Source organism: Streptococcus parasanguinis (assembly GCF_009717775.1).
GTDB classification, from domain to species: domain Bacteria; phylum Bacillota; class Bacilli; order Lactobacillales; family Streptococcaceae; genus Streptococcus; species Streptococcus parasanguinis_AG.
Genome location: NZ_WMZF01000001.1, coordinates 623,689 through 640,578, shown reverse-complemented (window position 1 = coordinate 640,578; position 16,890 = coordinate 623,689). Strand labels below are relative to the sequence as shown.

The following is a 16,890-nucleotide window of genomic DNA, read 5'->3' as shown; positions in this document are numbered from 1 at the left end:
ACTCCCGAGTGCTAGAAACAATGGTGTTTCTAGCACTTTTCTCACAGCGGAAAGTTTCATTATATATTTAGATACTCTACATAAATGCAACATTTGAATTCTTAGCATCACTTAGGTTGTTATTTGTAAAAAAGGATTACCTATATTCTAGAAGAACCCCGAAAGTTCTTTTATGATTGCTGCATATAGTCTCTAACTAGTGAGTTAGATTGAGATTCAAATGAAAGATGCTATAATAGTAAGGAAAGTGACTGGCCCATCCAGTCATGAAAGGAAGGATTGGAGAAGAATAGATGAAGAGACAACTGGAACTATTTTTGATTATTTTGTTACCGATCCTAGGACTGGTTTTTCTAGGAGGAAAAATCATGACCCTGACCAAAAGACCCGAACAGAAGATAACGGCCTCATCTTCAAAGAAAGTCGTACAAAAATCAGAAGAAGAAATAAAAAAAGAACAAATAGCTTTTCTCAAGGAACACGAGCAAGAAATCGTCGATTTTGTGAAAGCCCAAAATCCGAAAGTCGAATCCGTTCAGATTGATTGGGATCAAACTCAGTGGGGAGTAGCAGGAAATGGGACGCCACAAGGTGGTGACGAGATGATTCTCATTTTTGGCGGATTTAATCAAAATCCTGAATCTGGTTGGCGAGTTGATTTGGTTGTGGAAGATGGAAAGATTAATTTAAAGACGATGTCACTTGGGCAAAACTTAAGCATAGGTCAAGAAATTTTCGAGTGATTAAATTGATAGATTGATTCGAAGTGTGGTTATTTTTGGCAGTCTATCATAGTTTGGAGAAGAAGAGATGAAGAGACAACTGGAATTATTTTTGATTATTCTGTTACCGATCCTAGGAATTGTTTTTCTAGGAGGAAAAATCATGACACTGACCAAAAGACCGGAGCAGAAGATAACAACCACTTCTTCAAAGAAAGTCATTCAAAAATCAGAAGAAGAGATAAAAAAAGAACAAGTAGCCTATTTGAAAAAACATGAACAAGAAATCGTCGATTTTGTAAAGGCTCAAAATCCGAAAGTTGAATCCGTTCAGATTGATTGGGATCAAACTCAGATGAGTGATGGTGGTCTTACAACTCCCGAATATTATATGAATGTTTTTGGGCGCATTAATCATATCGAGAACTCAGGATGGGGAGTGGATATTCCAATTAATGATGATCAATCAATTAACATGCGAGAAATGTTTATGCTTCATGAACCTACGATTGACGGAAAGCCTATTTCCTAAGTAAGTACAATACATTTTGAAAACGAACTGGTTTAGAGAAAGATAGCACATGATAAAACAAACGGCGTTTAAATTAATCACTACATTAGCTCTCCTTGCAAGTATAGGAGGATGTACCATAAAATCAAAAGAGCAAACGAAACAAGCACCCATTGTAACCCCTTCGACAACCAAGGAAGATAAAGAAGCGACGAAGCAAAAACAAATCACCTACCTGAAAGAACATGAACAAGAAATCGTGGATTTTGTAAAGTCAAAAAATTCTAAAATAGCATCCATTCAGGTTAATTGGAGTGATATTCGATGGGGCGAAGCAGGCAACGGAACTCCTCAAGGAGGTGGCGAAATCATCGAGTTGTATGGTGGTTTTAATCATATTGAAAATTCTGGTTGGAATGTCACGATTGAGATTGTTAATGAAATGCCTGATCTAAAAACTATGATGTTAAGCAATGGTTTTGGTGTTGGAGGAGAAGTATTTGAGTAATTTGGATAAGGAAAAGCTATGAAATTACAAACAAGACAAATCATGGTAACAGTTGTTGCCATTGCTGGATTTTTAAGCCTTGGAGGCTGTCTTGGAAATCCAAAAAAACAGACGAAACCAATAAATCACATCGCTTCTTCATCAACTAAAGAAGACAAAGAAGCCATTAAACAAAAACAGCTCGCCTATCTGAAAGAACACGAGCAAGAAATGACAGCCTATGTTAAAGCTCATAATGCTAACATTACGCAGGTGTCTTATGACTGGGACAGCATTAAAACAGTTGTAGGAGGTAATGGAACACCTCAGGGAGGTGACGAAATACTATTAGTTTATGGTTATGCCAATGGAAGTGATCTAACAAATTTTAGCTTGAATTTTACGTTAGACGAAAATAAGATGCCTAAAATAGATTCAATTGGTTCTGATAGTTTGTATCGGGTAGAAAAGAAATGATCCGTCCGTTAGACAATGAGAGATGCAATAGAGGAATCACTTTTAAACGAAATAAAATTATGAGAAAACAAATAAACAATCTGATGATCGCACTTGCTTTCGTTTCAACACTTGGATGTCTAGTAGGATGTGTGAAGCAGGAACGTGAAAAGAGCAGACAAGCGCAAACTGGGACCTCTTCAACCAAAAAAGAAGACAAAGAAACCATTAAACAAAAGCAGCTAACCTATTTGAAAGAACACGAGCAAGAAATCGTCGATTTTGTGAAAGCCCAAAATCCGAAAGTTGAATCCGTTCAAATATATTGGGATGAAACTGAGTGGGGCGTGGCAGGAAATGGAACACCTCAAGGTGGTGACGAAATGATTCTCATTTTTGGTGGATTTGATAAAAATCCTGAATCTAGTTGGCGAGTTGATGTAGTCGTGGAAGATGGAAAGATTAATTTAAAGACGATGTCTCTGGGACAAAACTTAAGCATAGATTAAGAAATTTTCGAGTGACTCAGTTGATAGATCAATTAAAAGTGTGTAGATTGGAGAGAATTGAATGAAGAGACAAATGGAACTATTTTTGATTATTTTGTTACCGATCCTAGGACTGGTTTTTCTTGGAGGAAAAATCATGACCCTGACAAAAAGACCCGAACAGAAGATAACGGCCTCGTCTTCAAAGAAAGTCGTACAAAAACCAGAAGGAGACATAAAAAAAGAACAACTGGACTACCTAAAAGAACACGAACAGAAGGTTATTGATTTAGTCAAAGCACAAAATTCAAAAGTCGAATCCGTTCAGATTGATTGGGAGCATACACAATGGAGTGATGGTGGGCTTACAACTCCTGAATATTATATGAATGTTTATGGAGGTATAAATAATATTGAAGAATCGAGTTGGGGAGTAGATATCCCAATTAATGAGGACAATACATTAAATTTAGATGAGATGTATCTAGGATCCGACATTAGAATAGGGGGGAGATTATTTGAGTAATTGGAACTTAAAATGATAGGAAAAAAACGTGCTATGTGTAAGTAATAGACCAATAGTCTAAATTGTCACTTGCATCATAGCTTTTTAATTTAAAGATTTGATGATTAAAAGTAAAGAAATCATTAACTCATGTTTTAAAAAGCTCTATGTAGTGTGATAGCTTGTTTTTCAAACTATAAATGCTATCATAACCGGAATAACATTTATCCAGTTTCCAATTTTAGAGAATAATCTGTACAGAATGATAGGAGGACTCATGAAAAGTCGAAAAATCATGATAATAGTTGCTTCAATTGCAGTGTTGCTAAGTATAGGAGGATGTACCGTGAAACATAAAGATGATACAAAACAAGGAAAAACGATTGCTGCTTCATCTACGAAAGACCTAAAGGAAGATGAAGAAACTATAAAGAAAAAACAACTGGACTATCTAAAAGAACACGAACAGGAGATTGTTGATTTAGTCAAAGCACAAAATTCAAAAGTTGAATCCGTTCAGATTGATTGGGATCAGACACAATGGAGTGATGGTGGACTGACAACTCCTGAATATTATATGAATGTTTTTGGACGTATAAATAATATTGAAGAATCGGGTTGGGGAGTAGATATCCCAATTAATGAGGATAATACATTAAATTTAGATGAGATGTATGTAGGATCCTACATTAGAGTAGGGGGGAAATTATTTGACTAATTGGAATTTGAGCAGTTTTGATAATCAATATGCTTCATTAGCTGAATCAACATATAGAGATAGACTCCAACAAGTTTCCATATGAACAATTGGATCAAATCCAGGAAGAGCGTTCAAAGCTCAAATGGGAGTATGACAACGAGATAGATGCTTTCTATAAAAATCAGAAAATGCTGGAATCGAAAGATAAAAAAAAACAGTAAGGTTGTCCTTACTGTTTTTTTAGTTGGTTCCAGATGATGCTGTATCTGCGCCACTGTCTGTTGCTGTGGAGCCTTGGTCTTGTGCGGCAGATGAACTGGTTTCTGTAGCAGATGAGCTATCGGTTTCTTTTTGTGAACTTGTTTCTGTATTGCTTGAATTGGTTTGTGTATTGGTGTTAGCATCTGTATTGGTAGCGCTTGAGTCAGATCCCTTATCGTGAACCACGACGACGCTGGTGCTACTAGATGGTTTGTCTTCTGTTTTTTGATTGTCTTTATTGAGCAGGCTCATAATGGTAAAGGAAGTGACGATAATCCCTAAGAGACTGGCAATCGTAGCTACAACGGTTTGAAATACGGACAAACCTTGTTTGACTTTCTCACCGCGAGATGGTCTTGTATCTGCTTTTTCCTCAGGTTTTTGGTTTTTGTTACTTCTTGAATATTGTGACATGTTCATTCTCTTTCTATCAAAAATTGTTTTTTAACACTTTCCTATTATAAGTCATTTTCTGAAAAATGTCTAAAAAGAACTGAATTTTATAGAGTGATTTTGCCGCATCTCTCTTTATCAAATCCTTGTCCCAAGCGGTCAGAAATGATAAAATAGAAGTTACGTAAAAAGAAAGTGATGGATGCGTAGGACATGATTTATTTTGACAATTCAGCAACGACCAAACCTTATCCAGAAGCCCTTGCGACTTATACAGAGGTAGCGACTCGGATTTGGGGAAACCCTTCTAGTTTGCACAATCTAGGTAGTCAAGCTACTCGTATTTTGGAAGCTTCTCGGAAACAAATTGCGGAGCTAGTTGGCAAGAAAGCTGATGAAATTTACTTCACGTCTGGTGGGACAGAAGGAGACAACTGGATCCTCAAGGGTGTCGCCTTTGAGAAAGCCCCTTATGGCAAGCATATCATTGTCTCTGACATCGAGCATCCTGCCATCAAGGAATCAGCTGCTTGGTTAAAGACGCAGGGATTCGAAGTGGATTACGCTCCTGTGGATGCGCGTGGCTTTGTCAAGGTGGATGCCTTGGCTAGTCTTCTCCGTCCGGATACGACCTTAGTCTCTGTCATGGCTGTCAATAATGAGATTGGCTCCATCCAGCCCATCCATGACATCGCGGCTCTTCTGGAAAATCGGCCAACGGTTAGTTTCCATGTCGATGCTGTTCAAGCTTTGGCAAAGGTAGCAACAGAAGTTTATCTACCAGAGCGCGTGGACTTTGCGACCTTCTCTAGTCACAAATTCCATGGCCTTCGCGGAGTCGGCTTTGTCTACATCAAAGAAGGCAAAAAGATCACCCCTCTCTTAACCGGAGGTGGTCAAGAAAAAGAAATGCGCTCGACAACTGAGAATGTGGCAGGCATCGCAGCAACGGCAAAAGCCCTACGCTTAGCCATGGAAAACCAAGAAGCTTTTGCCAGCAAGACCCAGCAGATGAAAGAAGTCATCCGCAAAGAATTGGCCAACTATCCAGATGTCACTATCTTTTCTGGTGAGGATCACTTTGCGCCTCACATCTTGACTTTCGGGATCAAAGGAGTTCGTGGAGAAGTAGTGGTCCATGCCTTTGAAGAGTTTGATATTTACATCTCGACAACCAGTGCCTGCTCGTCCAAAGCTGGTAAGCCAGCTGGAACCTTGATTGCCATGGGAGTGGACAAGAGCATTGCACAGACAGCTGTCCGCTTGAGTCTCGATCTTGAAAATGACATGAGCCAAGTTGAGCAATTCTTGACCAAGTTCAAACTGATTTACGAACAAACACGAAAAGTACGTTAATTATAGAAGGAAATCAACATGACCTTAACCTATTCAGAAATTATGATTCGCTATGGAGAACTTTCTACTAAAGGAAAGAACCGCATGCGTTTCATCAATAAACTTCGCAATAATATCCAAGATGTTTTATCTATCTATCCAGCTGTCAAAGTGATAGCCGACCGCGATCGGGCGCATGCTTATCTGCATGGGACGAATTATGAGCCAGTAGCAGAATCCCTCAAGCAGGTTTTTGGAATCCAAAATTTTTCACCTGTTTACAAGATTGAAAAATCTGTTCCGGCCTTAAAATCGGCAGTGCAAGAGATCATGAAGGAGATTTACAAGGATGGCTTGACCTTTAAAATCTCAAGTAAGCGCAGTGACCATACCTTTGAACTCGATAGTCGCGAGCTCAACCAAACCTTGGGAGGTGCGGTCTTTGAAGCGATCCCAACCATCCAAGCTCAGATGAAAAAACCAGATATCAACTTGCAAGTTGAAATTCGAGAAGAAGCAGCTTACATCTCTTATGAAACCATTAAGGGAGCAGGTGGCCTTCCTGTTGGTACGTCTGGCAAGGGCATGCTCATGCTTTCTGGTGGGATCGACTCTCCAGTAGCTGGTTACCTAGCCTTGAAGCGTGGAGTGGATATCGAGGCAGTACACTTTGCTAGCCCACCTTATACCAGCCCAGGTGCTCTTAAAAAAGCCCATGATTTAACACGGAAGTTGACCAAGTTTGGGGGAAATATCCAATTTATCGAGGTGCCCTTCACAGAGATCCAAGAGGAAATCAAGGCAAAAGCGCCAGAAGCTTACCTCATGACTTTGACCCGTCGCTTTATGATGCGCATTACAGACCGTATTCGCGAGGTTCGCGGTGGTTTGGTGATTATCAATGGTGAAAGCTTGGGACAAGTGGCTAGCCAAACCTTAGAGAGTATGCAGGCCATCAATGCAGTGACCAATACGCCGGTTATCCGTCCGGTGGTGACCATGGACAAATTGGAAATCATCGATATTGCTCAAGCCATTGATACCTTTGAAATTTCTATCCAGCCATTCGAAGATTGTTGTACCATCTTTGCACCGGATCGTCCAAAGACGAATCCGAAACTCAAAAATGCGGAGCAGTATGAGCAACGGATGGATGTGGAAGCTTTGGTTGAGCGTGCGGTAGCAGGAATCATCGTAACAGAGATCACACCAAAAGCAGAAAAAGATGAGGTCGATGACCTGATCGAGGATTTGCTATAGGAGAGACTGGGAGTATCCAGCCTCTTTTTCTAACCAACTTAAAGGAGACAAAATGAAAAAAGTTATCGTTTTAATGACAAGTTTGCTTCTGTTGACAGGCTGTGTTAAAGTATCATTTACTGGCCCGAAAAAAGAAGAAAAGACCAGCCAGTCAACCAGCAGTAAAAAAGAACCCCTCACATTTGTCAGAGCCAACCAGTACAAAGATCAGGACAACGAAGTCCTGGAAGCATCTGAAAAATTTATCAAGGAACATCCAACGCTTGGAGAACCAGGAAAATTATTTGTCTTTTTCCCAGGCTATACCTTTGGAAATGAGGAAAACCGCTTCGCCTTGTTCTTTATCGTGAATCGTACCACCACAACCATCGATCGTGATGGATCCTTTGTTCTAAATTTGGAATATGATGGAGAGCCACTTTTTAAAGATGTCACAGTGGACTATGAAGTGAGCGAATCAGGGGTGTTGAAACCCAATACGGCTGCAGCCATTCCTATCAAAATCACCAAGGAACAAGAAGAAAAGATGAAGAGCATGAACGATTCGTCTAAAGCAAAAATGAGCTTCAATGACTTTAAATTTAAGGATAAGTAGATGAAGAAGTCGGACTGACAAGCAATCTTAAAATAAAAGATACAAAATAATCCATTTTATAAAAGAAATTCGTTTTCAAAGCGCAAAAATACTTGTCTTTGTCTGATAGAAGTGATATACTTAGAGAGTTGACTATGCACATGCCTGTGCAACCGCTCGAACATCGTCGCTCATTTCCATGAGAGTAAGTGGTTCGTCCCACGATGCTAGGCGAGTCTTCACAAAAATACGGGGAAACCCAAAAATACATAGGAGGTGCATAATGAGCACATACGCAATCATTAAAACTGGCGGAAAACAAGTTAAAGTTGAAGTTGGTCAAGCAGTCTACGTTGAAAAATTGAACGTTGAAGCTGGTCAAGAAGTTACATTTAACGAAGTTGTTCTTGTTGGTGGTGAAAACACTGTTGTCGGAACTCCACTTGTTTCAGGAGCTACTGTTGTTGGAACTGTTGAAAAACAAGGAAAACAAAAGAAAGTTGTTACTTACAAGTACAAACCTAAAAAAGGTAGCCACCGTAAACAAGGTCACCGTCAACCTTACACTAAAGTTGTCATCAACGCAATCAACGCTTAATTTTTAGGAGAACACATGATACAAGCAGTCTTTGAACGAGCCGAAGATGGCGAGCTGAGGAGTGCAGAAATCACTGGGCACGCTGGAAGCGGTGAATATGGCTTTGATGTCGTGTGTGCATCGGTTTCGACTCTAGCCATTAACTTTGTCAACTCTGTTGAGAAATTTGCAGGCTACGAACCGGATCTAGAATTAAACGAAGAAGAAGGTGGCTTCCTTCGGGTCACAATCCCGACAGATATTCCACCACATCAAAGAGAAATGACCCAACTATTCTTTGAATCATTTTTCTTAGGGATGGCAAACTTATCGGAGAACTCTTCAGAGTTCGTCCAAACAAGAGTTATCACAGAAAACTAACATGGAGGAAAACAATTATGTTGAAATTGAATCTTGCTAACTTGCAACTTTTCGCCCACAAAAAAGGTGGAGGTTCTACATCAAACGGACGTGATTCACAAGCAAAACGTCTTGGAGCTAAAGCAGCTGATGGACAAACTGTAACAGGTGGATCTATCCTTTACCGTCAACGCGGTACTCACATCTACCCAGGTGTGAACGTTGGACGTGGTGGAGACGATACTTTGTTTGCAAAAGTTGAAGGCGTTGTACGCTTCGAACGTAAAGGTCGCGATAAAAAACAAGTTTCTGTTTACCCAATCGCAAAATAAAAAGGTTTCCTTAACCTTTTTATCCCGAGCCTTGATCCAAAGGTGAGGAAGCTAGAAATAGCATAAATGAAAGCTTTCCGGATTGACGGAAGGCTTTTTTCTTTTATTTATTTAAAAATATCATGTTTACTCTTGTTAATATAATGTTTGAATTTGTGTTTTTTGAAAAAAGTAGTATAATAGAGAAAAATATAGTAGGAATGGAAGTAGTACCATGAAAGATAGCAGACATGTTGAAATTCTTCAGGAACTGGATCGAAAAAGTGTGGTATCGGTCAAAGAGCTAAAGGAACTCTTTGGGGTGACAGACATGACCATTCGTCGCGATCTGATCGATCTTGAAAAACAAGGTCTTTTAGTTCGTGTACATGGTGGGGCCCACAAAAAAGTCAAAGATAGTTTATTAGAAGCTTCTCACAGTGAGAAAAATCTGATCAATATTGATGAGAAACGATCCATTGCCAAAAAATGTGCGGAGTTGATCGAAAATGGGGATACCGTCTTTATTGGCTCTGGTACAACAACAGACTTTATCGGAGATTATTTGGAAGGAAAAGAAATTAGCATCGTCACTAATTCCCTGCCTATTTTTGAGAAACTCAAGGATTTCCCAAATTATGACTTGATCTTAGTTGGTGGTCGTTACCGGGTAAAGACACAAACCTTTGTCGGTCAATTTGCCAATAAACTATTGAAAGAAATCAAGGTTTCTAAAGCCTTCATCGGGGTCAATGGAATCGATGGCCATAGTGTCTCCACAGCTAATGAAGAAGAAGGAAATGGCAATGCCATTATTCTGAACAATGCGATAGAGAAATATGTGGTAGCTGATAACAGCAAGTTTGATAGTTATTCCTTCTACAGTTTCTATCGTGTGGAAGATCTAAATGCCATTATTACCGATGATAGCATTCCTAAAAAGATCAAAGATAAATATGGCTTTTATACGAAAATCATTTAAGATCAAGTGGCTGGGACAAAAGTCCTAGCCTCTCAATTATTTTTGGATTGTCGAGCAAGACGCAGTGGTTGAGTGGGCTCTACTACGCTGATTTCATCAGCTTTTGCAGCCCTACTCAACTGTGCGGAGGTGGGACGACGAAATCGAATTCTAACGAATTACCGATTTCTGTCCCACTCTCACTTTTTACTTTTTTAATAATGTTAGAAAATGACGATTAGGAAGCGCTTTAAAGATGAATATAAACAAAAATAAACAAAATACGACAAAAAATGATTGACAATCAATCAATATAGTGATATACTCTAACCATAAAATAAATAGTTAGATAAGGAGGTGGCAACAATGGGATTAAATCAACTCTTTAACAAAGATCTTGTATTTTGCCTACATGCCAAGGATCAAACAGATCTCTTTGAGCAGGTAGCAAGCTTATTGGAAGAGCGACAGATTGTGACACCAACCTATCGTTCCGCTTTGATTGAGCGTGAAAAGTCTTTCCCGACTGGATTAGACATGGAATTTCTTGGTAAAGACTTACCAAATGTGGCGATCCCGCACACAGACATTGTCCATAATCTCACTGAGAATGTGGTCGTGGTTCGTTTGGATCAACCGGTAACCTTCCATAATATGATTGCTCCAGATAAGGAAGTTCAAGTTTCACTTTTATTCTTCATTATCAACAATTCAAGCTCTAGCCAAACCAATATTTTGGCCCAGCTGATGGATTTCTTTACATCCAATGGAAATCTCGAAGCTCTATCAAAATTAGATAGTGAAGATAAGCTTTATCAATACATAACGGAAACTATTTCCTAAAACATTCGTAAATATTTATAATGGAGGACATCCAAATGATTAAAATTTTAGCTGCCTGTGGTGCAGGTGTTAACTCTAGCCACCAAATTAAGAGTGCGGTAGAAGAAGAGTTGTCAAACCGCGGTTATGATGTGCGTTGTGACGCTGTCATGGTCAAAGACGTGAATGAAGACTTGATTTCAGGTTATGATATCTTTACTCCAATTGCTGCAACTGATTTGGGATTCGATCCTGGTATTCCAGTGGTAGAAGCAGGACCAATTTTATTCCGTATTCCAGCGATGAGTGCGCCAGTCTTTGATAACATCGAAGCTGCCATTAAAGAACATGGATTAAGTTAATATTTTTTTAAACAAGTTTGTAAGCGTTATCCAATAAAAAATTGGGAACACTTTATGCCGTAAATTACAAAAAAATTATAAATCGGGAGGATTTATTATGAATGGCATTATTGATTTTGCCAATAAATTTTTCAAACCCATCCTAGATATGGGTGCTCCGATCATCATGTTGATCGTCTTGACTTTATTGGCTCTCTTGTTTGGAGTGAAATTCTCTAAAGCCCTTGAAGGTGGTATTAAACTTGCCATCGCCCTTACTGGTATCGGTGCCATCATCGGTATGTTGAATGGAGCTTTCTCAGCGTCTCTTGCAAAATTCGTTGAGAACACAGGTATTCAATTGAATATCACTGACGTTGGTTGGGCACCTCTTGCGACCATCACTTGGGGGTCTGCCTGGACACTTTACTTCTTGTTGATTATGTTGATTGTCAACGTTATCATGCTTGCGATCAAGAAAACAGATACACTTGACGTCGATATCTTCGATATCTGGCACTTGTCTATCACTGGTCTTTTGATCAAATGGTATGCGGACAACAACGGTGTCAGCCAAGGTTTATCACTCTTCTTGGCAACTCTTGCAGTTGTCCTTGTAGGGATTATGAAAATCATCAACTCAGACTTGATGAAACCAACATTTGATGATCTTTTGAATGCACCAAGTTCATCACCTATGACTTCAACTCACATGAACTACATGATGAACCCAATCATCATGGTCTTGGATAAAATCTTTGACAAATTCTTCCCAGGTCTTGATAAATACGACTTCGACGCTGCTAAATTGAACAAGAAGATCGGTTTCTGGGGATCTAAATTCTTTATCGGTTTCCTTCTTGGTATCGTCATCGGTATCATGGGTACTCCACATCCAGTTGCTGGCGTCGCAGATGCTGACAAATGGGAATTGGTTATTAAAGGTTGGTTGAGCCTTGGTTTGACTGCCGGTGTCTGCTTGGAATTGTTCTCATTGATCGGTTCTTGGTTCATCGCAGCGGTAGAACCATTGTCACAAGGTATTACAAACGTTGCTACTAAACGTCTTCAAGGACGTAAATTCAACATCGGTTTGGACTGGCCATTTATCGCTGGTCGTGCTGAAATCTGGGCTTGTGCCAACGTACTTGCACCAATCATGTTGATCGAAGCAGTGCTTCTTTCTAAAGTCGGAAATGGTATCTTGCCACTTGCAGGTATCATCGCTATGGGTGTGACTCCAGCCTTGTTGGTTGTAACACGCGGTAAATTGATCCGTATGATCATCTTCGGAAGCCTTCTCTTGCCACTCTTCCTTCTTTCAGGTACATTGATTGCACCATTTGCAACTCAATTGGCTAAGAGTGTTGATGCCTTCCCTAAAGGGGTAGCTTCTACTCAATTGATCACTCACTCAACTCTTGAAGGACCAGTTGAAAAATTGCTCGGTTGGACAATCGGTAACGCAACAACTGGTGATATCAAAGCTATCCTTGGTGTAGTTGTCTTCTTGGCATTCTATATCGGAATCTTCGCTTGGTACAGAAAACAAATGATCAAACGTAACGAAGAATATGCTGCAAATGCAAAATAATCGTCATATGTAGTTTGAAAACTGACACCATATCTTTTGTGGATATGGTGTTTTTATTTTAAAAAAATGTTCGAAAATAAACAATTTAATGTTGACTTTCGTTCAAAATAGGTGTAATATAATATCAAAAGTAAGAAAATGTTTCTTTGTGAAAATTTAACAACAGGGATATTTGCTGAAACAAACAAAAGGAGGACAGGACATGTCTATTGTAATTGGTGCAGATGCTGCAGGATTAAGATTAAAAGATCTCGTGAAAGAGTTTCTTGTAAAAGAAAACTTCGACGTTGTGGATGTAACTGCTGAAGGTCAAGATTTTGTAGATGTGACACTTGCAGTTGCGAGCGAAGTGAACAAAAACGATCAAAATCTTGGAATCGTGATTGATGCTTACGGTGCTGGTCCATTTATGGTTGCAACTAAAATCAAAGGAATGGTGGCAGCAGAAGTTTCAGATGAACGTTCTGCTTATATGACACGTGGACACAACAATTCTCGTATGATTACCATGGGTGCTGAAATTGTTGGGGATGAATTGGCCAAGAACATTGCCAAAGGCTTCGTCAATGGTAAATACGACGGTGGTCGTCACCAAATCCGTGTCGATATGTTGAATAAGATGTGCTAATGAGAGGAGAATTCAAATGAGAATTGCAATTGGTTGTGATCACATTGTGACAAATGAAAAAATGGCTGTTTCTGATTTTTTGAAATCAAAAGGATACGAAGTGCTCGACTTTGGGACTTATGACCATACACGTACCCACTATCCAATCTTTGGTAAGAAAGTCGGTGAAGCCGTAGCAAGTGGCCAAGCAGATCTTGGTGTTTGTATCTGTGGTACTGGTGTTGGGATTAACAATGCTGTTAACAAAGTACCTGGTATCCGTTCTGCCTTGGTACGCGATATGACAACTGCTCTTTATGCAAAAGAAGAATTGAACGCGAATGTCATCGGGTTTGGGGGTAAAATTACTGGTGAATTGCTCATGTGCGATATCATTGAAGCATTCATCCACGCTGAATACAAACCAACTGAAGAAAATAAAAAATTGATCGCTAAGATCCAACATGTGGAATCCCATAATGCTCATCAAGCGGATGCTGATTTCTTTACAGAATTCCTTGAAAAATGGGACCGTGGTGAATACCACGACTAAGAGGTGACGTATGATATTAACGGTCACGATGAACCCTTCGATTGATATTTCTTATCCTTTGGATGTACTCCAGTTGGATACAGTCAATCGTGTAGCTGAGGTGAGTAAGACAGCTGGTGGAAAAGGTCTCAATGTTACCCGTGTACTTTCTGAGATAAAGGATCCAGTGGCAGCGACTGGCCTACTTGGTGGTCGGACGGGGCAATTCATTCTCGATCATTTAGGAGAAGGGATAGAGGAACGTTTCTTTGAAATTGCTGGAGATACACGTAATTGTATCGCCATCCTTCACGAAGGCAAGCAAACAGAAATCTTAGAAAAAGGTCCAACCATTTCTGAGAAAGAAGGCCAAGACTTTCTCGACCATTATCGTCACTTGGTTGAACAAGTAGAGGTTGTTGCCATCTCTGGAAGTCTTCCTGCTGGTTTACCAGTGGACTACTATGCTAGCCTTGTCAAGATTGCAAGGGAAGCTGGGAAACCAGTCGTACTTGATTGCTCGGGAGCTTCTTTAGAAGCTGCCATTCAAACAGCTGTCAAGCCTACGGTCATTAAACCAAACAATGAAGAATTATCTCAGTTGTTAGGAAAAGAAGTGAGTAAGAATGTGGAAGACTTAAAAGAAGTTCTTCAGGATTCTCTCTTTGATGGCATCGAATGGGTGATTGTCTCCCTTGGTGCAAATGGCGCTTTCGCTAAGCATGGGGATGTCTTCTATAAGGTAGATATTCCTAAGATCGATGTCGTCAATCCAGTCGGATCTGGTGATTCGACTGTTGCAGGGATTGCATCTGGTCTCTATCATCATGAGAGTGACGCAGACTTGCTCAAGAAAGCAAATGTTCTTGGAATGTTAAATGCGCAAGAAGCACAAACAGGACATGTCAACATGGGGCATTATGATGCCTTGTATCAACAATTAATCGTAAAAGAGGTATAAAATGGTATTAACAGAACAAAAACGCAACTATTTGGAACGTCTTAGTACAAAAGACGGTGTCATTTCAGCTTTGGCCTTCGACCAACGTGGGGCTTTGAAACGCTTGATGGCCAAATATCAAGACACAGAACCAACAGTAGCACAAATGGAAGAATTAAAAGTCCTTGTAGCTGATGAATTGACAAAATATGCTTCATCTATGTTATTGGACCCAGAATATGGTCTACCTGCTACAAAAGCCTTGGACAAAGATGCTGGTCTCTTACTTGCCTATGAAAAAACAGGTTACGATACATCAAGCACCAAGCGCTTGCCAGACTGCTTGAACCTTTGGTCAGCAAAACGCATCAAAGAACAAGGCGCAGATGCTGTGAAATTCTTGCTCTACTATGATGTAGACAGTGCAGATGAACTCAACCAAGAAAAACAAGCTTATATCGAACGCATCGGTTCTGAATGCGCTGCTGAAGATATTCCATTCTTCCTTGAAATCTTGGCTTATGATGAAGGAATTGCAGATGCAACCTCTGCTGAATATGCGAAAGTGAAACCTCGTAAGGTGATTGAGGCTATGAAAGTCTTTTCAGATCCTCGTTTCAATATCGATGTCTTGAAAGTGGAAGTTCCAGTTAATGTGAACTTCGTGGAAGGATTTGGAGAAGGAGAAGTTGTCTATAGTCGTGAAGAAGCAGCTGCTTTCTTCAAAGAACAAGAAGAAGCAACCAACCTTCCATACATCTACCTCAGTGCTGGTGTATCCGCAAAACTTTTCCAAGAAACTTTGGAATTTGCACATGCATCAGGTGCCAACTTCAACGGTGTTCTTTGTGGACGTGCGACATGGGCAGGTTCAGTAGAAGCTTACATCAAAGATGGAGAAGCAGCTGCTCGTGAATGGCTTCGTACAGAAGGTCGTCAAAATATTGAAGAATTGAACGCAGTCTTGGCTAAAGTGGCAACACCTTGGACAGAACGCGTGTAAGAAACAAATCGTTATTGCCTCCTAAAGCAACATTTAGAACATTGGAAGGAAGAAATTCCTTCCAATGTTCTTCATTATTTCTAGGCTTTGTTTCTTTTTTATAAAAAAATGTTTAAAAATTTTCGCTGTAAGGGTTTACAAAACAAAAAGTTTATGATAGAATAAGTTTATAAGTTGAATAGCAGTGAGCGTTACTAAGTTAGATTAGGCGTGACCACAAGTAGACTGAACAATTAGTGTAGGCTAGTTTTTTCGGTTGCTTCGTGGTCATTTTTATTTGCTTTTAACAAATTTTACAAAGGAGAGCCTCATGTATCGTATTATCCATCCAATGAACAATAATGTTGCTTTGGTTCAAAATGAACTACAACAAGAGTTGATTGTTATTGGGAGTGGGATTGCATTTGGGAAAAAGAAAAATGATCTAGTAGCTGATGATAAGGTCGAAAAAGTATTTCGTTTAAATACGGATGAGTCAAGAGAAAACTTTATGGCCCTTCTAAAGGATGTTCCTCTTGATTTCATTACAACCACTTATGAAGTGATTGATACCTTGTCTAAGAAATATGCCTATCCTGTTCAAGAATATATCTATGTGACATTAACAGATCACATCTTTTGTTCTTACCAGGCAGTTCAACAGGGAAGATATAAATACAGTGACCTTCCTGATGTGTCTGCTATGCATCCGATTCCCTATAAAATCGCAAAAGAAGCGATTGAGATCTTTCGAAAGCGGCTCTTGGATCAATTTCCTGACGATGAAGTGAATCGCATCGCTTATCATTTCATTAATGCACAAGGGGAAATGATTCATGAGCAAGATCCAGATGTCCAGGACCGACAAGTTATTTTGAAAGCTGTAGAAGAAAAACTAGCTCAAAATGGCTTGAAACGGAAAGAAGAAAACAGTCATTTCTATGATCGCTTTATGATCCATCTCAATTATTTCCTAGATTCGCTAGATAAGGGAAGAGAAGATCCAGAAGGTTTGAGCGAGATGGAACAACTGATTCAGCTAAGTTATCCAAAGGCTTATGAGATTAGTCATCAAATCTACCAAACCATCGCTGAACAGACAGGAGCCAAGATATCTCCTAATGAAAAAGTCTATTTAGCCCTTCATATTCAACGTCTATTATAAAAATTT

General features: G+C 39.6%; 23 protein-coding genes and 1 other annotated feature. Of the genes, 22 read left to right on the top strand and 1 reads right to left on the bottom strand.

Features of this window, described 5'->3' with window-relative positions; all coding sequences use genetic code 11:
• Nucleotides 1–293: 293 nt before the first annotated feature.
• The 7 genes from GMC92_RS03290 (at nucleotide 294) to GMC92_RS03260 (ending at nucleotide 3,887) form a co-directional block, all read left to right on the top strand.
• Entirely contained in the window at nucleotides 294–743 is a 450-nt protein-coding gene (locus GMC92_RS03290; protein WP_118095300.1) for a hypothetical protein, read from the top strand.
• 67 nt (nucleotides 744–810) lie between these two features.
• A complete protein-coding gene (locus tag GMC92_RS03285) occupies nucleotides 811–1,254 on the top strand; it encodes a hypothetical protein (protein ID WP_118095299.1) in 444 nt (147 codons plus the stop codon).
• Nucleotides 1,255–1,303: 49 nt separating this feature from the next.
• Nucleotides 1,304–1,741: a hypothetical protein gene (locus tag GMC92_RS03280; protein WP_155199714.1), complete on the top strand. Its 438-nt coding sequence runs from the start codon at nucleotides 1,304–1,306 to the stop codon at nucleotides 1,739–1,741.
• Between the two features lie 18 nt (nucleotides 1,742–1,759).
• Nucleotides 1,760–2,197, top strand: a complete 438-nt coding sequence (locus tag GMC92_RS03275; RefSeq protein ID WP_118095298.1) for a hypothetical protein — start codon at nucleotides 1,760–1,762, stop codon at nucleotides 2,195–2,197.
• Between the two features lie 59 nt (nucleotides 2,198–2,256).
• A complete protein-coding gene (locus GMC92_RS03270; protein WP_241672878.1) occupies nucleotides 2,257–2,685 on the top strand; it encodes a lipoprotein BUG3 in 429 nt (142 codons plus the stop codon).
• Between the two features lie 61 nt (nucleotides 2,686–2,746).
• Nucleotides 2,747–3,190 (top strand): hypothetical protein, encoded by a 444-nt coding sequence (locus GMC92_RS03265; protein ID WP_173019398.1) that lies wholly within the window; start codon nucleotides 2,747–2,749, stop codon nucleotides 3,188–3,190.
• 256 nt (nucleotides 3,191–3,446) lie between these two features.
• Nucleotides 3,447–3,887, top strand: coding sequence for a hypothetical protein (locus tag GMC92_RS03260; protein WP_049507341.1), 441 nt, complete (start codon nucleotides 3,447–3,449; stop codon nucleotides 3,885–3,887).
• Between the two features lie 222 nt (nucleotides 3,888–4,109).
• Here GMC92_RS03260 and GMC92_RS03255 read toward each other — a convergent pair whose 3' ends face one another.
• Complete coding sequence (locus GMC92_RS03255; RefSeq protein ID WP_155199713.1) at nucleotides 4,110–4,544, bottom strand: DUF6556 family protein; 435 nt, start codon at nucleotides 4,542–4,544, stop codon at nucleotides 4,110–4,112.
• 192 nt (nucleotides 4,545–4,736) lie between these two features.
• On the opposite strand from GMC92_RS03255, the gene GMC92_RS03250 reads away from it, so the two are divergent.
• The 15 genes from GMC92_RS03250 to GMC92_RS03180 all read left to right on the top strand — a co-directional run bounded on the left by GMC92_RS03250 (nucleotide 4,737) and on the right by GMC92_RS03180 (nucleotide 16,884).
• Entirely contained in the window at nucleotides 4,737–5,879 is a 1,143-nt protein-coding gene (locus GMC92_RS03250) for a cysteine desulfurase family protein (protein WP_155199712.1), read from the top strand.
• Between the two features lie 18 nt (nucleotides 5,880–5,897).
• Nucleotides 5,898–7,118: a tRNA uracil 4-sulfurtransferase ThiI gene (thiI, locus tag GMC92_RS03245; protein WP_155199711.1), complete on the top strand. Its 1,221-nt coding sequence runs from the start codon at nucleotides 5,898–5,900 to the stop codon at nucleotides 7,116–7,118.
• A gap of 52 nt (nucleotides 7,119–7,170) precedes the next feature.
• Nucleotides 7,171–7,713: a hypothetical protein gene (locus tag GMC92_RS03240; RefSeq protein ID WP_155199710.1), complete on the top strand. Its 543-nt coding sequence runs from the start codon at nucleotides 7,171–7,173 to the stop codon at nucleotides 7,711–7,713.
• Nucleotides 7,714–7,853: 140 nt separating this feature from the next.
• Nucleotides 7,854–7,941 (top strand) — a sequence feature (ribosomal protein L21 leader region).
• Between the two features lie 34 nt (nucleotides 7,942–7,975).
• The gene (rplU, locus tag GMC92_RS03235) at nucleotides 7,976–8,290 is read left to right on the top strand and encodes a 50S ribosomal protein L21 (protein WP_003007734.1); all 315 of its coding nucleotides are present in this window, start codon (nucleotides 7,976–7,978) and stop codon (nucleotides 8,288–8,290) included.
• 15 nt (nucleotides 8,291–8,305) lie between these two features.
• Nucleotides 8,306–8,650, top strand: coding sequence for a ribosomal-processing cysteine protease Prp (locus tag GMC92_RS03230; protein WP_003002581.1), 345 nt, complete (start codon nucleotides 8,306–8,308; stop codon nucleotides 8,648–8,650).
• A gap of 17 nt (nucleotides 8,651–8,667) precedes the next feature.
• Complete coding sequence (rpmA, locus tag GMC92_RS03225) at nucleotides 8,668–8,961, top strand: 50S ribosomal protein L27 (protein ID WP_003002805.1); 294 nt, start codon at nucleotides 8,668–8,670, stop codon at nucleotides 8,959–8,961.
• 214 nt (nucleotides 8,962–9,175) lie between these two features.
• The gene (locus GMC92_RS03220; RefSeq protein ID WP_155124823.1) at nucleotides 9,176–9,922 is read left to right on the top strand and encodes a DeoR/GlpR family DNA-binding transcription regulator; all 747 of its coding nucleotides are present in this window, start codon (nucleotides 9,176–9,178) and stop codon (nucleotides 9,920–9,922) included.
• Between the two features lie 345 nt (nucleotides 9,923–10,267).
• Nucleotides 10,268–10,744, top strand: coding sequence for a PTS sugar transporter subunit IIA (locus GMC92_RS03215; protein WP_003007730.1), 477 nt, complete (start codon nucleotides 10,268–10,270; stop codon nucleotides 10,742–10,744).
• A gap of 35 nt (nucleotides 10,745–10,779) precedes the next feature.
• Nucleotides 10,780–11,085, top strand: coding sequence for a PTS sugar transporter subunit IIB (locus GMC92_RS03210; RefSeq protein WP_003010999.1), 306 nt, complete (start codon nucleotides 10,780–10,782; stop codon nucleotides 11,083–11,085).
• Between the two features lie 97 nt (nucleotides 11,086–11,182).
• Nucleotides 11,183–12,658, top strand: coding sequence for a PTS transporter subunit IIC (locus GMC92_RS03205; protein WP_003007726.1), 1,476 nt, complete (start codon nucleotides 11,183–11,185; stop codon nucleotides 12,656–12,658).
• Between the two features lie 202 nt (nucleotides 12,659–12,860).
• Complete coding sequence (lacA, locus tag GMC92_RS03200; protein WP_003007724.1) at nucleotides 12,861–13,286, top strand: galactose-6-phosphate isomerase subunit LacA; 426 nt, start codon at nucleotides 12,861–12,863, stop codon at nucleotides 13,284–13,286.
• Between the two features lie 16 nt (nucleotides 13,287–13,302).
• Complete coding sequence (lacB, locus tag GMC92_RS03195; RefSeq protein ID WP_155124824.1) at nucleotides 13,303–13,818, top strand: galactose-6-phosphate isomerase subunit LacB; 516 nt, start codon at nucleotides 13,303–13,305, stop codon at nucleotides 13,816–13,818.
• A gap of 10 nt (nucleotides 13,819–13,828) precedes the next feature.
• Nucleotides 13,829–14,758, top strand: a complete 930-nt coding sequence (locus GMC92_RS03190; RefSeq protein WP_155124825.1) for a tagatose-6-phosphate kinase — start codon at nucleotides 13,829–13,831, stop codon at nucleotides 14,756–14,758.
• Between the two features lies 1 nt (nucleotide 14,759).
• Entirely contained in the window at nucleotides 14,760–15,740 is a 981-nt protein-coding gene (gene lacD, locus GMC92_RS03185) for a tagatose-bisphosphate aldolase (protein WP_003007720.1), read from the top strand.
• 310 nt (nucleotides 15,741–16,050) lie between these two features.
• Nucleotides 16,051–16,884 (top strand): PRD domain-containing protein, encoded by an 834-nt coding sequence (locus GMC92_RS03180; RefSeq protein WP_021153391.1) that lies wholly within the window; start codon nucleotides 16,051–16,053, stop codon nucleotides 16,882–16,884.
• The last annotated feature ends 6 nt before the right edge of the window (nucleotides 16,885–16,890 follow it).

What these genes read in the sequence shown, in the direction of transcription:
- GMC92_RS03290 (WP_118095300.1), top strand. Translation starts at nt 294, where the DNA reads ATGAAGAGACAACTGGAACTATTTTTGATTATTTTGTTACCGATCCTA.
- GMC92_RS03285 (WP_118095299.1), top strand. Translation starts at nt 811, where the DNA reads ATGAAGAGACAACTGGAATTATTTTTGATTATTCTGTTACCGATCCTA.
- GMC92_RS03280 (WP_155199714.1), top strand. Translation starts at nt 1,304, where the DNA reads ATGATAAAACAAACGGCGTTTAAATTAATCACTACATTAGCTCTCCTT.
- GMC92_RS03275 (WP_118095298.1), top strand. Translation starts at nt 1,760, where the DNA reads ATGAAATTACAAACAAGACAAATCATGGTAACAGTTGTTGCCATTGCT.
- GMC92_RS03270 (WP_241672878.1), top strand. Translation starts at nt 2,257, where the DNA reads ATGAGAAAACAAATAAACAATCTGATGATCGCACTTGCTTTCGTTTCA.
- GMC92_RS03265 (WP_173019398.1), top strand. Translation starts at nt 2,747, where the DNA reads ATGAAGAGACAAATGGAACTATTTTTGATTATTTTGTTACCGATCCTA.
- GMC92_RS03260 (WP_049507341.1), top strand. Translation starts at nt 3,447, where the DNA reads ATGAAAAGTCGAAAAATCATGATAATAGTTGCTTCAATTGCAGTGTTG.
- GMC92_RS03255 (WP_155199713.1), bottom strand. Translation starts at nt 4,544, where the DNA reads ATGTCACAATATTCAAGAAGTAACAAAAACCAAAAACCTGAGGAAAAA.
- GMC92_RS03250 (WP_155199712.1), top strand. Translation starts at nt 4,737, where the DNA reads ATGATTTATTTTGACAATTCAGCAACGACCAAACCTTATCCAGAAGCC.
- thiI (WP_155199711.1), top strand. Translation starts at nt 5,898, where the DNA reads ATGACCTTAACCTATTCAGAAATTATGATTCGCTATGGAGAACTTTCT.
- GMC92_RS03240 (WP_155199710.1), top strand. Translation starts at nt 7,171, where the DNA reads ATGAAAAAAGTTATCGTTTTAATGACAAGTTTGCTTCTGTTGACAGGC.
- rplU (WP_003007734.1), top strand. Translation starts at nt 7,976, where the DNA reads ATGAGCACATACGCAATCATTAAAACTGGCGGAAAACAAGTTAAAGTT.
- GMC92_RS03230 (WP_003002581.1), top strand. Translation starts at nt 8,306, where the DNA reads ATGATACAAGCAGTCTTTGAACGAGCCGAAGATGGCGAGCTGAGGAGT.
- rpmA (WP_003002805.1), top strand. Translation starts at nt 8,668, where the DNA reads ATGTTGAAATTGAATCTTGCTAACTTGCAACTTTTCGCCCACAAAAAA.
- GMC92_RS03220 (WP_155124823.1), top strand. Translation starts at nt 9,176, where the DNA reads ATGAAAGATAGCAGACATGTTGAAATTCTTCAGGAACTGGATCGAAAA.
- GMC92_RS03215 (WP_003007730.1), top strand. Translation starts at nt 10,268, where the DNA reads ATGGGATTAAATCAACTCTTTAACAAAGATCTTGTATTTTGCCTACAT.
- GMC92_RS03210 (WP_003010999.1), top strand. Translation starts at nt 10,780, where the DNA reads ATGATTAAAATTTTAGCTGCCTGTGGTGCAGGTGTTAACTCTAGCCAC.
- GMC92_RS03205 (WP_003007726.1), top strand. Translation starts at nt 11,183, where the DNA reads ATGAATGGCATTATTGATTTTGCCAATAAATTTTTCAAACCCATCCTA.
- lacA (WP_003007724.1), top strand. Translation starts at nt 12,861, where the DNA reads ATGTCTATTGTAATTGGTGCAGATGCTGCAGGATTAAGATTAAAAGAT.
- lacB (WP_155124824.1), top strand. Translation starts at nt 13,303, where the DNA reads ATGAGAATTGCAATTGGTTGTGATCACATTGTGACAAATGAAAAAATG.
- GMC92_RS03190 (WP_155124825.1), top strand. Translation starts at nt 13,829, where the DNA reads ATGATATTAACGGTCACGATGAACCCTTCGATTGATATTTCTTATCCT.
- lacD (WP_003007720.1), top strand. Translation starts at nt 14,760, where the DNA reads ATGGTATTAACAGAACAAAAACGCAACTATTTGGAACGTCTTAGTACA.
- GMC92_RS03180 (WP_021153391.1), top strand. Translation starts at nt 16,051, where the DNA reads ATGTATCGTATTATCCATCCAATGAACAATAATGTTGCTTTGGTTCAA.